12 protein-coding genes are annotated in these 12,671 nt (G+C 61.5%); 5 read left to right on the top strand and 7 right to left on the bottom strand.

What is annotated here, in order from left to right; genetic code table 11:
* The first annotated feature begins 285 nt into the window (after positions 1–285).
* Complete coding sequence (locus tag ACFSGJ_RS18285; RefSeq protein WP_390265232.1) at positions 286–810, top strand: MarR family winged helix-turn-helix transcriptional regulator; 525 nt, start codon at positions 286–288, stop codon at positions 808–810.
* A gap of 51 nt (positions 811–861) precedes the next feature.
* Here the strand turns inward: ACFSGJ_RS18285 and ACFSGJ_RS18290 are convergent, their stop codons facing one another.
* The 7 genes from ACFSGJ_RS18290 to ACFSGJ_RS18320 all read right to left on the bottom strand — a co-directional run bounded on the left by ACFSGJ_RS18290 (position 862) and on the right by ACFSGJ_RS18320 (position 8,072).
* Positions 862–1,719 carry a fumarylacetoacetate hydrolase family protein gene (locus tag ACFSGJ_RS18290; protein ID WP_390265235.1) on the bottom strand — a complete coding sequence of 286 codons (858 nt, stop codon included), beginning with the start codon at positions 1,717–1,719 and terminating at the stop codon, positions 862–864.
* 110 nt (positions 1,720–1,829) lie between these two features.
* Positions 1,830–3,074: a cytochrome P450 gene (locus ACFSGJ_RS18295; RefSeq protein WP_390265238.1), complete on the bottom strand. Its 1,245-nt coding sequence runs from the start codon at positions 3,072–3,074 to the stop codon at positions 1,830–1,832.
* A 195-nt stretch (positions 3,075–3,269) separates the two neighbouring features.
* Positions 3,270–4,724: an aldehyde dehydrogenase gene (locus tag ACFSGJ_RS18300; RefSeq protein WP_390265241.1), complete on the bottom strand. Its 1,455-nt coding sequence runs from the start codon at positions 4,722–4,724 to the stop codon at positions 3,270–3,272.
* A 157-nt stretch (positions 4,725–4,881) separates the two neighbouring features.
* Positions 4,882–5,715: a 3-(cis-5,6-dihydroxycyclohexa-1,3-dien-1-yl)propanoate dehydrogenase gene (gene hcaB, locus ACFSGJ_RS18305; protein ID WP_390265244.1), complete on the bottom strand. Its 834-nt coding sequence runs from the start codon at positions 5,713–5,715 to the stop codon at positions 4,882–4,884.
* A gap of 33 nt (positions 5,716–5,748) precedes the next feature.
* Positions 5,749–6,054, bottom strand: coding sequence for a non-heme iron oxygenase ferredoxin subunit (locus tag ACFSGJ_RS18310; protein ID WP_390265247.1), 306 nt, complete (start codon positions 6,052–6,054; stop codon positions 5,749–5,751).
* A gap of 11 nt (positions 6,055–6,065) precedes the next feature.
* A complete protein-coding gene (locus ACFSGJ_RS18315) occupies positions 6,066–6,623 on the bottom strand; it encodes an aromatic-ring-hydroxylating dioxygenase subunit beta (RefSeq protein WP_390265250.1) in 558 nt (185 codons plus the stop codon).
* Between the two features lie 84 nt (positions 6,624–6,707).
* A complete protein-coding gene (locus tag ACFSGJ_RS18320) occupies positions 6,708–8,072 on the bottom strand; it encodes an aromatic ring-hydroxylating dioxygenase subunit alpha (RefSeq protein WP_390265253.1) in 1,365 nt (454 codons plus the stop codon).
* Positions 8,073–8,279: 207 nt separating this feature from the next.
* On the opposite strand from ACFSGJ_RS18320, the gene ACFSGJ_RS18325 reads away from it, so the two are divergent.
* From ACFSGJ_RS18325 to maiA, 4 genes are all read left to right on the top strand, one after another.
* Entirely contained in the window at positions 8,280–9,260 is a 981-nt protein-coding gene (locus tag ACFSGJ_RS18325) for a TAXI family TRAP transporter solute-binding subunit (RefSeq protein WP_390265256.1), read from the top strand.
* A 78-nt stretch (positions 9,261–9,338) separates the two neighbouring features.
* Positions 9,339–11,318: a TRAP transporter permease gene (locus ACFSGJ_RS18330; RefSeq protein WP_390265258.1), complete on the top strand. Its 1,980-nt coding sequence runs from the start codon at positions 9,339–9,341 to the stop codon at positions 11,316–11,318.
* Positions 11,315–12,010 (top strand): fumarylacetoacetate hydrolase family protein, encoded by a 696-nt coding sequence (locus ACFSGJ_RS18335; protein ID WP_390265261.1) that lies wholly within the window; start codon positions 11,315–11,317, stop codon positions 12,008–12,010. The genes ACFSGJ_RS18330 and ACFSGJ_RS18335 overlap by 4 nt, the downstream gene beginning before the upstream one ends.
* A 12-nt stretch (positions 12,011–12,022) precedes the next feature.
* Positions 12,023–12,670 (top strand): maleylacetoacetate isomerase, encoded by a 648-nt coding sequence (maiA, locus tag ACFSGJ_RS18340; protein ID WP_390265264.1) that lies wholly within the window; start codon positions 12,023–12,025, stop codon positions 12,668–12,670.
* Position 12,671: the final 1 nt, after the last annotated feature.

Consider the following 12,671-nt stretch of genomic DNA (forward strand, 5'->3'; position numbering starts at 1 on the left):
GCTTCAGCCGCTCCATCTGCTCGTCCGTCAGCCAGAAAAGATTGCTCATCATGCCCCCCGTCAGCGCGGAGCGCTTGAATCACGCAGGGGCGGCGACATCAAGCCAATCAATGGGTCCTGACCCTAGAGCCCCGCGAAGAAGCAGCCTTGCCGGTAAATAGAGGCGTCCAACTGACGCGAAACACTTGCATGCATGCTTTAATTGGTTGAAACCGGTCTGAACCGTAGGCGGAGGCGAACTGTGGCAAGCCATCGGCATACGAAAGCAATGAAGGAATCGAGGCAATGAAAGATCAAACTGCACCACGACCGCTCGAAACTTTGGATGCGGAAAACCTCCATCGGGTTCTGACAGAACATCCTGCGCATCTGATTCGGCGCAGCTACCAGATCTTTCTGTATTGCTTCGACGAGGCCATGGCTGGGCTGAAGCTGTCACCGGTGACCTGGATCATGCTGGCAACAGCGCACAGTTTTCCGGGCCTGTCGGTCACCGAGGTGGCCCGGCGCGCCGCGATAGACAGGGCCAGTTGCGGACGCGCAGCTACCGCGTTGGAAAAACGCGGGCTGGTCCGGATCAAGATGAGCGAGTCAGACGGCCGACAGAAATTGCTCGACCTGACCCCTGCGGGGGAGGCGTTGGTCGCCAAGGGATTTGGTCGGATCGAGAATTTGAGGGCGCTGCTCGTGGGGCAACTCGATGCGGAGGAGCAGAGGCAGTTCATGACATCGCTGACGACCTTTGTCCAGCGATCAAGCAATCACGTGCGTGCCTCGATCCCTCAGCCGCTGGAAACCGACAACTTTTGACGACCGCCACAGTAATTCAGCGGCCGCCTTCGACCGGGATGCTGTCGTGTTTCAGACGACGCCGATCTCCATTGCCCCGATCCGGTCAACCCAGGCGTGGATCCTGCTGCCCGGCCTGACCTGCCCGACACCCTCGGGCGTGCCAGTGAAGATGACATCTCCCACTTCCAGCGTGTAGAACCGGCTGGCCATCTCGATCAGTTCCGGCACGCTGAGCACCAGATCGCGGGTATTCGCCTTCTGCCGGTTTACCCCATCGACCCTGAGTTCGAAGTCGAGTTGCGACGGATCGGGAATCTCATCTGCGGTAACGAGCCAGGGGCCGAGCACCGAATAGCTGTCTATGGACTTTCGCATGCTCCGTTCCTCAGCGCCGCGCACCGTCATGTCGAGCCCAATCGTATAACCCGCGATATGCTCCAGCGCTCTCTCTGCTGGCACCCGGTCGGCGCGGCGGCCGATGACCACCGCTAGTTCGATCTCGTGGTCGGTCCGGCGGTCGGGGAAGCGCAGCGCCACCGGCTCGGAAGGGCCGATGAGACTGCTCGTGGCCTTGAGAAAGAGGCCCGTCTCGTGGATGACGCGGACTTGGGCGGCGTTGTTCTGGTGCAATTCCTTCTGTTCGCGCGCCTCCTCAAGGTGCTTGACGTAGTTTACGGGCGCCGCGACCAGCTTGCCGGGATTGGCGACCGGCGAATCGAAGGCCACGGTCGAAACGGGCTTGCGCGCACCGGTCTTTGCAGCCTCGCTGAAAGCCGGCACCAACTGGTCGAGATGGGCGATCATCGGATCGTGCCGCGGCAGCGGGTAGCGCATCTGCGGCAACAGGTCGAGGGCTTGGGTTACATCAACAACCTCATCGCCTTCGATGAGGCCGATGCGGATTTTGTCGAAACGGCAGATCTTCATTTCTGCTCCTGTAAAGATAGGTCCTGTTCATACGGGCCGGTGTGTGCCGGCCCGCCTCCTCGGGCGAAGCCACCTTCGCCGCGCGCTTGGATGCTCCCTGCCTTTGCGGTTCAAGCGAGCTTTACGGGGAACTTCTCAAGACCCCTGAAGCGCGTGTTGCGCTGGAAACGAGCCTTCCCGTTGCGGGTCAGGGTCGGCAGTTCCTTCAGCACGGTGGGAATGGCGATCGAAGCCTCCATTCTGGCCAGCGGCCGACCCAGGCAAACATGAATCCCAGCGCCAAAACCGACATGATTGTTCGGGCGGCGTGACAGGTTCAGCTTGTTGGGGTTCTCGAACACACGTTCGTCCCGGTTCGCTGAGGCCTGGCACAGCACCACCTCGGTGCCGGCCTGGATCGTGCCGTTGCCGCTCTCCAGTTCCACATCCTGCGTCGTGCGCCGGCCCTGAAGCTGCAGGGGCGTGATGAAGCGGATCAGCTCTTCGAGAGCCGTAGCGACAGGGACCTCGCCGTCACGTAGTTGCCCCAGACTTTCGGGGTCTTCCATCAGGAAATGGATCGACTGCGATATGAGGTTTGTGGTGGTCTCATGGCCGCCGTTCAGCGTCACGATGCACATGTGCAGGATTTCGTCGTCGCTGACTTCGACCCCGTCGCGCTGAGCGGCTGCCATGGCGCAGAGGATACTTTCGCTCGGGTCGATCGAGGAGCGCGCCTTGATCTCGCCGAGAAATGGCGCTAGGTAACTCTTAAACTCGGTCACCGACGCATGACCGTCGTCGATCGCTTCCTGCGGCACCTTGGGGTTGAGCGGGAACAGCACCTTGCGACCCACGGCCTGGATGTAGTTGGCGTCCTCGACCGGCACACCGATGACCTTGCAGATCAGCGCAACTGGAATGCGGAAGGCGAAATCGTGCACGAAATCAAACTCGCCCATCTCCTTGACCTTCTTGATTTCACGGTCGACCACCTCCTGAGTGAAGGCGGAAAGGGACTGGATGGACGTCTGTGAGAAGAACGGGTTGACGATGTTGCGCAGCCGGTCGTGATCGGGGTTGTCGCGGAACAACATAGTCGAGGTGTGATGCTCGAGCAGCGGGCCCTCGCCGAAACGCTTGCAGAACTGTTCGCCTTTGTAGACAAGGCCCGTCAGGTCGCGCCAGATCTGGCGCACGTCGTCATAGCGGGTCAGAAGAATGCTGCCGTCTTCTTGCTGGTGAACCGGATCGCCATCGCGCAGAAGTCGGAAATACTTGCTGGGATCGTCGAAATAATCATCCGGCGGGCTGAAAAGATTGATAGCGCGAGCTCGCTCTGCAAGCGACGTTTCGATTGTCTTGCTAGCGGTCATTGACTCCTCCCGATATTGAACTTGGACGACCATAGATGATCCTAAGCATGCTGTCAATTTTCACGGTCGCTCGGAACCGCTTGGCGGCGTTCTGGCTCACAGGACGCATTCAGGTCGTTGCGATAGGCCCAAAAACGCGAGGGCCACGAGGAAAACCCGTGGGCTTTGCCTTGGATCCCGGTCTCGGGCCTTCTCTTACAGCGGATATTGCTGAGTCGGCTGTTCGATCGTCAGCCATTTCAACTCTGTGAACTCGTCGATCACTGCCTGGCTGTCGAACCTGCCCCAACCGCTGGACTTCGTCCCACCATAGGGGGCTTGGGCCTCGTTAGCCACGGTCGCGCCGTTAATGTGCACCGAACCGGACTGGATGCGCATGGCCACATCGAGCGCACGCGTCATGTCGGTGCCAAATACGGCGGCCGAGAGACCGTATTCGGTATCGTTGGCCACCTGCACCGCTTCGTCCGCGCCCTTGACACGTATCACTTGCAAGATCGGACCGAAGGCTTCCTCGGAATATATGCGCATAGCTGGCGTGACGCCATCGATCACGGTGGCTGCCATCAGTGTGCGTTCCGCGCGACCCCCGGAACGTATCTTCGCGCCCTTGGCGACCGCGTCGTCGAGCAGGGCGTTCAGCCGGTCGGCAGCACCCTGGCTGACCACCGGGCCAAGCGCGCAGGCCGACTGGCTGCGCGGATCACCTGCCTGCAGCTGGGCCGCGCGCGCAGCGAGCTTGTCCACAAACGCATCGGCAATGGCCTCATCGACGATGACGCGCTCGGTCGTCATGCAAATCTGGCCCTGATAGAGGAAAGCGCCGAAAATCGTGGCATTCACCGCACCGTCGATATCGGCATCCTCAAGCACCACCATCGGCGACTTGTCGCCGAGCTCCAGCAGGCAGCGCTTGAGATGGCGGCCACATTTCTCGCCGATGATCCGGCCCACATGCGTTGAGCCGGTGAAGTTGACGCGCCGAACTGCCGGATGGGCAATCATCGTCTCCACAACCTCGGGCGCGTCCTTCGGATCGTTGGTCACGAAGTTAAGCGTTCCGGCGGCGAAACCTGCGGCATAGACGGACTCTGCCACCAGCGCATGGGTCTTGGGCGAGGTCTCCGATGCACGGAAGACAACCGTGTTGCCGCACATCAGTGGATAGGCGATGGCCCGCGCCGCCAGCACGATCGGCCCGTTCCACGGCACGATCGACAGGATCACGCCGACGGGCTGACGCAGGGTCATCGACAGTGTGCCAGGCTTGTCCGAGGGGATGGTGCTGCCCTGAACCTGGGTGGTCATCGCGGCGGCCTCGCGGAAGACATTCGCCGCAAGCATGACGTTGAACCGCGCCCAGAGATCGCCTGCCCCGACCTCGCCCTTCATGGCGATGACGAAATCTTCGGTGTGCTTCTCGATCTCATCAGCGGCCTTCAGCAGCAGCGCGCGCCGCTGCCCGGGTCCCGTCTGCGACCAGGATGCAAAGGCGCGTTCGGCCGATTCGATCGCCGCCAGAGCATCCTGCGGCGTGGCCGCTGCGCCCTGGGTCACCACCTCGCCGCTGAACGGCGAGCGGCGCTCGAATGTGGCGTTGCCGGTGGCGCTCCGGGCCTCATTGTCGATATAGAGTTGAATGTCGTTCATGATTTCCTCGCTGGACAGTAAAAAGCCGGCCCCTATCTGCCGATATGCTTGTTGCAGACAAGAGGCGTTGCCGGTCGTGCATCGAATTATCCTTGACGCCCCGCGCTGGGGGCCCAGAAACCGCTACAGGTTTCAAACGCCCCTCTACGCGATCCCGTCAGGCCTTGCCGAAAGCCTCGACGAGTTCGCCGCCCATGTTGGGCGATGCAAAGCCCCGCATGCCGATACCACCATCGAAGTTCAGCACGCCGCCGGTGCCCGGCGCGTTGTCGCGGCGGTTGGCAAAGAAGACATAGGCACCGGCATACTCAGGCGCGTGGAACGCTCGCTCCAACGGAAGCATCTGTTTCATCAGGTCGTCAAGCGGCAGGTCCGAGAACTTGGCCCCCTGTTGCGAAAGCGAATTGAGACCGGCGAGGTTGCTTCCTCCGATGCCACCAGGCGCAACACCGTTCACGCGCACATGAGGCGCGAATTCATGCGCCATCTGCTTGATCATGCCCACCACGGCATGTTTCGTCGCCGTATAGAGCACACCGCCACCGCCCGGATAGAAAGCCGCGTTCGATGCGGTGAAGATCATGTGCCCTTTGGTCTTGTAAAGCTCGGGCAGAGCCGCCTTGGCTCCCAGAACATAGCCCTTGACGTTGATGGCAAACATCTCGTCAAAGGCGGCAGAGAGGGCGTCTTCCTCGGTCGTGACCATGGACTTGGAGTAGTCCCAGACCCCGGCGTTGCCGATGAATGTGTCGAGCTGGCCGAAGGCCTTGACGCATTCGGAAACGGCCCGCTTGTTGTCGGCCATCTCGCGAACATCGCCGGCCACGCCGATGACCTTGTCGCCGAGCACCTTCCTCACCTCATCAATACGCTCCTGCGAGCGGTCGAAGATGGCGACGCGCGCGCCCTCTTGCACGAAACGTTCGACAATGGCCCGGCCTAGACCGGACCCGCCGCCCGTCACGAGGGCCACTTGATCCTTGAGTTGCATTGCGTTCCTCCCTGTGGTTTCTGGATTTCGATATCAGCACTCGACGTAGATGAAGTCGCCATCGACCTTTGCTGGGAACACCTTGAGGGCCGCGCAAGCAGGCAGCGCCTTCACTTTGCCTGTGCGAACGCAGAACTTCGCAAAGTGCAGGCTGCACTCGACGACGCCATCCTCGAGAAAACCGTCGGCCAAAGACCAGGTGTCGTGCGTACAGGTATCCTGAACTGCATGCACTTCTCCGTCCAGGTTGCAGATCAGGATGGGCTCTGGCCCGCCGTCGAACTGCCTCATTTCTCCCGCCGGCAAATCCGCCAGCGGGAAGGCCTTCATCCACGTCATTGTTACTCCTGTCAAAAGAAGAAGCTGAGATTGTTCGAAAGGATCGTGCTCTGATCGATCAGGATCTTGCGGCGAGAAATCTCGAACCCGGGTTCGGTATCGACCCGGCGCAACACGTCCTGGCGCTCGCAGGCAAAGACATCGAGCTGGCGCTCCTGCCGCGTTCGATAGACCATAACCGCCGAAACGACATTCAGCGTCATTTCGTCCTCGGGCGCGATCATGACGTTGCTGATCAGATAGCGTACGCGCGAGGCCGGGTTCTCGGACCAACCTACATCCGACATGATCTTGCGGATCCGGCCCTTCATCGTGTGCCAGTTGTCGTCGAAATGGGCAAATCCGTCTTCGTCAGTGTATTCCTGTGCAACCTCACGCATTATCTTGGTCGAGCGGATCGGCATCCAGTAACGTATGTCCTGCGACAGAAGACTGAACCACTCCTGATAGCGACGATCTGTTAGAAGCTTGGCCTCCCAGAACAGGAACTGTTCGACCTCGTGCTGAAGCTCCAGCGAAACGGCCTTCGGCTTGGTTGCAAAGGTGGTCTTGAATTGTTCATCGAGCATGTTTTCCTCCCATGGCAAGAACCTGCCCGCCGTATCCGGCGGGCGGGAAATTTCACGTTGCGGCCTTCCCTGCCGCCATTGGTGCTATTCTGCCGCTTGCAGCTTCTGTTGACTCGCTTGCATGCAGGTACGCAAGTCTGGCGCGGTCATGATCTGGGTCCAGTAGCGGTACAAACCACGCGCAGATTCCTCGCTGTAGGTGTAGGCGAAGCTTTGCCCTGGGAAGCCCTCAAGGTTCTCGGTCGACACCGATCGCTGACCCATCTCGATGTTGAACTTCTGCTGCTGGGCTACATGTCCCCGAAGAACCTGTTGGATGTCGCACCAGTTCTCGCCGTCGTCCTGCTCGAACACGCCACCCGCCGAGAAGGTGCGCGACACGTTGCGGCGCCATTCCTCCTTGATTTCGTCAGGCGCAGTCTTGTCGACGATCGTGAAGGTCCAGACCTCAATCTCGTTCGGCCCGCGCGGCTGCCACATGCGGACCGTGTTGATCCCGGTCAGGAACGACAGATTCGGAAAGATATTGCAGTGGCAAAGATTCACATCCGTCCGCCCCTTGCCCAGACGACGCGTGGCCTCCTCATAAGCAGGCCCAGACGTGAGGTATTCGGTGACCTTCGGCCCAAGGATGGTCATGTAGAACATTGGGTTGCGCAGAAACAGTCCGCAACCATGACCGTTCGACATGTGGACGTTCAGGCCCTCGGTCGGCGGAGCGACCTGGGAAAGATCTACATCCTCAGGCACGCCCGCCATGATGCCGGACAGATGCGAGGTGGTTCCCGCATGATAGGCGTCTGAAGCGAACTGTTCGGCCGCGAACTTCCAGTTGCAGGGGATGACCCATTTCTGGATGCCCGGCAGCGCCTCGGTGCCCTCTTCGCAACGGTCGAGCATCAGGTCCATATAGAACTTGGCCTCGCCGAGATATTCGTCGAGCGAAGGCGCGTCAGCGTCCCAGTTGGCGAAGATCAGGCCTTTGTAGCTCTCGACCCGCGCCTGCTTGGGCCCCCAGTCCTTCTTGCTCAGGCAGCCACCAAATGCCTCTTGCTCCATCGGCACGCTGACCAGATCGCCGCCCTGGCTATATGCCCAGCCATGATAGGTGCAGGTGAAGGATTTGGCGTTGCCCGAGTCCGCCCGACAGATGCGCATGCCACGATGACGACACTGATTCAGGAAGACACGGATGCTGCTGTCCTTCTGACGCACTACGACGACCGGGTCCTCACCGATGTATGCGGTCATGAAATCACCCGGCTTAGGAAGCTGGGTCTCATGGCCCATGCAGACCCAGGTGCGCGCGAAAATGCGTTCGAGCTCGAGGTGATAAAGCGCCTCGTCCGTATAAATCTTCGGGTCGTAAACGCCGGCCTTCTCGTCGATCATCGCGAGAATTTCAGCATTGGAATACGCGCCCGAGGCGCCTCTCGTGCTGGCACTCATTTGAATTTCCTCCCGTTGGCGTCAAGATTCGGCATGTTCGCCTCCCGTATCTCGCGAACCACAGCCTCAATCATGACTCTTAATGCATGCTGACAATCACGGCAATAAAAAAAGCATGCTTCCAATATTGTCGGGATCAGCTATAAAAAGCCGGTGCAGAGGCTTGGGGACTGGAGGCCGCTGGACGGAGGTCGCAACACAGGGAGGATGCGAATGTACAAGAGGTTTGGAGCCCGCCTTGCGGGCGCTGCCGTGGCGTTTTGCCTCGCAGCTGGCGCTGCCGTCGCTCAGGTGGAGTCGATCACGACTCCGCCAACGGGATCGGTGTGGAACACCATGGCGTCGGTCATCGCCGCCGAGGCACGAAAGGCCGAGGGTGGCCGCCTTGTGGTTCAGCCCTATGCCGGAAACGCCCAGATGATGCAGGCCGTCAACAACGGGCTTGGCGAGTATTCGCTGAACGACATCAATGACGTGATCACCGCTGTATCGGGCACGGGCGAGTATTCGGCGCCGCTGCCGAACCTGCGCGTGGTGGCGAAGATCAACCCCTTCGCGGTCGGGCTGTTCGTCCGTGCCAATTCGGGAATGATTCGGGTGTCCGACCTCAAGGGCAAGCGCGTTCCCTCGGGCTGGGAGGCCTTTCCGCTCAACCGTCCGCTCGTCAGCGCGCTGCTGGAGGCCGACGGAATCGGCTACGATGAAGTGATCGGGGTGCCGATGCCGGAGCTCATCCGCGGCGCCGATGCATTGGTGTCGGGTCAAACCGATGCGGCCTTCTTCGCCGTGGGAGGCCCGAAGGTGGCCGAGGTCCATGCCTCGGTGGGCGGGATCCGATTCCTCGAAGTCGCCTCGGACGCGGAGGCGCTCGAAGCCGTGCGAAAGCACCGCCCTGCCTATTATTTCTCGGAAGTGGCACCGTCGCCGGTGCGTGCGGGCATCGAAAAACCGATCATGATGCTGACATGGGACAATGTCCTTGTGGCCGGTGTCCATGTGACTGATGAGCAGGTCAAGGCGTTGCTTGCGGCGATTTTCGACAACCGCGTGGCGATCGCAGCCGCCTATCCTCCTCTCGGAGCGATGAATATCGAGACTGCCTTCGTCGATTACCCAGGCGTCGAATATCATCCGGGTGCGGTTGCCTTCTTTGCGGAACGCGGCATCGCCAAGATGCCTTCCAACTGACACGTTTGTGATGAGGCGGTTGGACCCTTGCAAGGCAAGGTATCCAGCCGCGGCAACTTACCTTCAAGGGGATAAAGCTTGACACAGGAGATCACAGCTCCGTCGGCGGCGGTCCGCCATATCGTCCTCCAGGTGCTGGCTGTCTCGCTCTCGCTTCTGGCGGTGGCCGTCGGGCTCGATCTTCACACCCGTCTCGGACTGAATATTTATACCGAGCAGGTGCTTGCTGCCGCTCTCGGGATCAGCCTCGGCCTCGTGTTCCTCATCGAGAGGCGCGGCGGCGACGGGACAGAGAAGAAGATTCAGGGCAAGGCCTTTGACTGGGTGCTTGCCGGCCTGGGCCTGAGCCTCTCCCTCTTCGTTTCCTTCCGCTATCCCGACATCATCGCCCGCATGATGTCTGTTCCCGGCGACATCGTGGCGATAGCCGCCATCCTGTTTCTGCTGGTGCTCGAGGGTCTGCGTCGGGCCGTGGGCTGGACCCTGGCGCTCCTTGTGCTGGCCATTACCGGCTATGGGCTGATCGGTCATCTGGTGTCTGGCGCCCTGCAGACCCGCCAGGTGGCCCCTGAACGGCTTCTGGCCTATGTGGCGTTCGATGCCAATGGCATGCTCGGGCTCACGCTCAATGTGGCGGTGACGGTCGTGGTGGCCTTCGTGCTGTTCGGACAGCTTCTCATGCGGGCGGGCGGCGGTGATTTCTTCAACGACATATCGCTGGCCGCGATGGGCCGCCGCCGCGGCGGCGCGGCCAAGATCTCGATCCTCGCCTCGGCGCTGTTCGGGACAATCTCCGGGGTCGTCGTTTCCAACATCGTGGCAACGGGCGTCGTCACCATCAGGCTGATGACCCGCTCGGGGTACCGCCCCAAAGTGGCCGCGGCCATCGAGGCCGTAGCCTCGACCGGCGGACAGATCGCGCCGCCGGTCATGGGCGCCGTCGCCTTCCTGATGGCTGATTTCCTCGGCGTTACCTATGCAGAGATCGCGATCGCGGCGATCATCCCGGCCGCTCTCTACTATCTGGCGCTCTATTTCCAGGTCGATCTCGAGGCAGCCAGGACGGGGATTGCGCCCATCGCCGAGAAAGACCTGCCCTCGGCGCGCAAGACGCTTCGCCGCGGCGGAATATTCATCCTGCCCTTTGCGGTCATGTTGGGCGCGCTGTTCTGGCTGGGCCAGCGGCCCGAGACCGCCGCGCTCTGGGCGGCCGCTGCGGCACTGATCTGCGGCACAGTCTTCGGCTACGGCGGCCAGCGCATCAAGCCGCGCACGATCTGGCATGCGCTGGTGGAAACGGGCTTCGCGATGACCGACATCCTGATGATTTCGGCCGCTGCCGGCTTCATCATCGGGGTTCTGAACGTCACTGGCCTGGGCTTTGCCGGCACCTTCGCTCTGGCCGAGATCGGTCAGAACAACCTTATGTCGCTTCTGATCCTTACCGCACTCGCCAGCCTTGTGTTGGGCATGGGCATGCCGACGGTCGCGGTCTACCTGCTACTAGCGATTCTTCTCGCCCCGCCGCTGGTCGAGGCCGGGGTTTCGCCGATCGCCGCGCATTTCTTCATCTTCTATCTCGGCATGATGTCGATGGTCACTCCCCCCGTTGGCATTGGTGCTTTCTTCGCCGCCGCGCTGGCCAAGGCGCCACCGATGCAGACCGCATTTGTCGCCATGCGCCTGGGCTGGACAGCCTACATCGTGCCCTTCCTCTTCGTCGTCTCGCCGCCGCTGCTGATGCAGGGAAGCGCGGCGGAAATTGCGCTAGCCGTCGCGGCTGCCGTGCTTGGGGTCTATGCGGTATCCGCCAGCCTCGCCGGCTGGTTCAACGGCGGAATCGAAGGCATTCAGCGCGCAATCTTGGGCATGGCCGGACTGTCTCTTCTGCTGCCTGAGACGTTGGGCGGAACCTCTACGCTCATCGTCCACGGTCTCGGTCTCGGGATCATGGTGGTGCTCTGGCTCCTGCGCCGGGCGCGGGCAGTGCCTGCCAAGACATCTTCCAAGCCGAATCCCGAGCATCACATCATCACGAAAGGACAAGAGCACCGATGACCTACTGTTTCCCGCCGCCGCCCGTCGTCAGCCTGCCCGTCATCGGCCGTGACCAGCGGTTCCCGGTGCGCCGCATCTATTGCGTCGGTCGCAATTATGCGGAACATGCGCGCGAGATGGGCAAGGATCCCGATCGCGATCCCCCTTTCTTCTTCACCAAGCCAGCCGATGCCGTCGTCGAGGACGGGCAAACCGTTCCCTATCCGCCCGAAACGCAGAACTTCCACTACGAGGCCGAACTGGTCTTCGCCATCGGCAAGGCCGGCGCCAACATCTCCGAGGAGCGGGCGCACGATCACATCTTCGGCTATGCCATCGGCAACGACCTCACGCGGCGAGACCTCCAGCTTGCCGCGCGCGAGGCGGGCCGTCCCTGGGACTGGGGCAAGGCCTTCGACCGTTCGGCGGTGATCGGGCCCATCCATCCGGTCGAATCCGTCGGACACCCCGAAAGCGGCGCGATCCGGCTGACGCTCAACGGCACCCTGCGTCAAAGCGCCAATCTGGCGGACCTCATCTGGTCGGTGCCCGAGATCGTCTCGATCCTGTCGCGGTCCATGGAACTGCGCCCCGGGGATCTGGTGATGACCGGCACACCGGCGGGCGTTGGCGCGATGCAGGTGGGCGATATCTGCGTGGTCTCGATCGAGGGGCTGGGCGAGATCCGCACTCCCATCGGTCCGCGGGCGTAAGGGATGCGTTCGATGACCTTTCGTCTGCACAACTTCTTTCGTTCCTCGACCTCGACGCGCCTGCGCGCGGCGCTGAACCTCAAGGGCATCGAATACGACTATGTCGCCTATGCCCTGCGCAAGGGCGAGACGCGCACCGCCGGTTTCCTCTCCATGAACCCGGCTGGTCTCGTTCCGGTGCTCGAACGCGAGGACGGCTCCGCGCTCGTGCAATCGCTGGCGATCATCGAATGGCTTGACGAAACCCAGCCCGGGCCGCGCCTTCTGCCCGAGGATCCCGACGGTCGCGCAAGGGTGCGGGCGCTTGCCTACATGATCGCCTGCGAGATTCACCCCCTCAACAATCTGCGCGTGCTGAACCGGCTTGCCGATCAGTTCGGCGCCGACGAGGCGGCGCAGAAGGCCTGGTTCCATCACTGGGTGGAAACCACCTTCGAGGCGCTCGAAGTCATGCTTGCGCAGGACAGCCGCACGGGACGCTTCTGCCACGGCGACACGCCGGGCCTTGCCGATTGCTGCCTCTACGCGCAGGTCTGGAACAACCGCCGCTTCGACATCAATACCGGCCGCTGGCCGACGATCGCGCGGATCTTCGATGCGCTCGATGCGCTTCCCGCCTTCCGCGACGCGGCACCACCCAACCAACCCGACGGAGCCTAAG

The sequence above is a fragment of the Halodurantibacterium flavum genome (assembly GCF_042681825.1).
Lineage (GTDB): Bacteria > Pseudomonadota > Alphaproteobacteria > Rhodobacterales > Rhodobacteraceae > Halodurantibacterium > Halodurantibacterium flavum.

Coding starts and splice junctions, on each gene's coding strand:
- ACFSGJ_RS18285 (WP_390265232.1), top strand. CDS start 286: ATGAAAGATCAAACTGCACCACGACCGCTCGAAACTTTGGATGCGGAA.
- ACFSGJ_RS18290 (WP_390265235.1), bottom strand. CDS start 1,719: ATGAAGATCTGCCGTTTCGACAAAATCCGCATCGGCCTCATCGAAGGC.
- ACFSGJ_RS18295 (WP_390265238.1), bottom strand. CDS start 3,074: ATGACCGCTAGCAAGACAATCGAAACGTCGCTTGCAGAGCGAGCTCGC.
- ACFSGJ_RS18300 (WP_390265241.1), bottom strand. CDS start 4,724: ATGAACGACATTCAACTCTATATCGACAATGAGGCCCGGAGCGCCACC.
- hcaB (WP_390265244.1), bottom strand. CDS start 5,715: ATGCAACTCAAGGATCAAGTGGCCCTCGTGACGGGCGGCGGGTCCGGT.
- ACFSGJ_RS18310 (WP_390265247.1), bottom strand. CDS start 6,054: ATGACGTGGATGAAGGCCTTCCCGCTGGCGGATTTGCCGGCGGGAGAA.
- ACFSGJ_RS18315 (WP_390265250.1), bottom strand. CDS start 6,623: ATGCTCGATGAACAATTCAAGACCACCTTTGCAACCAAGCCGAAGGCC.
- ACFSGJ_RS18320 (WP_390265253.1), bottom strand. CDS start 8,072: ATGAGTGCCAGCACGAGAGGCGCCTCGGGCGCGTATTCCAATGCTGAA.
- ACFSGJ_RS18325 (WP_390265256.1), top strand. CDS start 8,280: ATGCGAATGTACAAGAGGTTTGGAGCCCGCCTTGCGGGCGCTGCCGTG.
- ACFSGJ_RS18335 (WP_390265261.1), top strand. CDS start 11,315: ATGACCTACTGTTTCCCGCCGCCGCCCGTCGTCAGCCTGCCCGTCATC.
- maiA (WP_390265264.1), top strand. CDS start 12,023: ATGACCTTTCGTCTGCACAACTTCTTTCGTTCCTCGACCTCGACGCGC.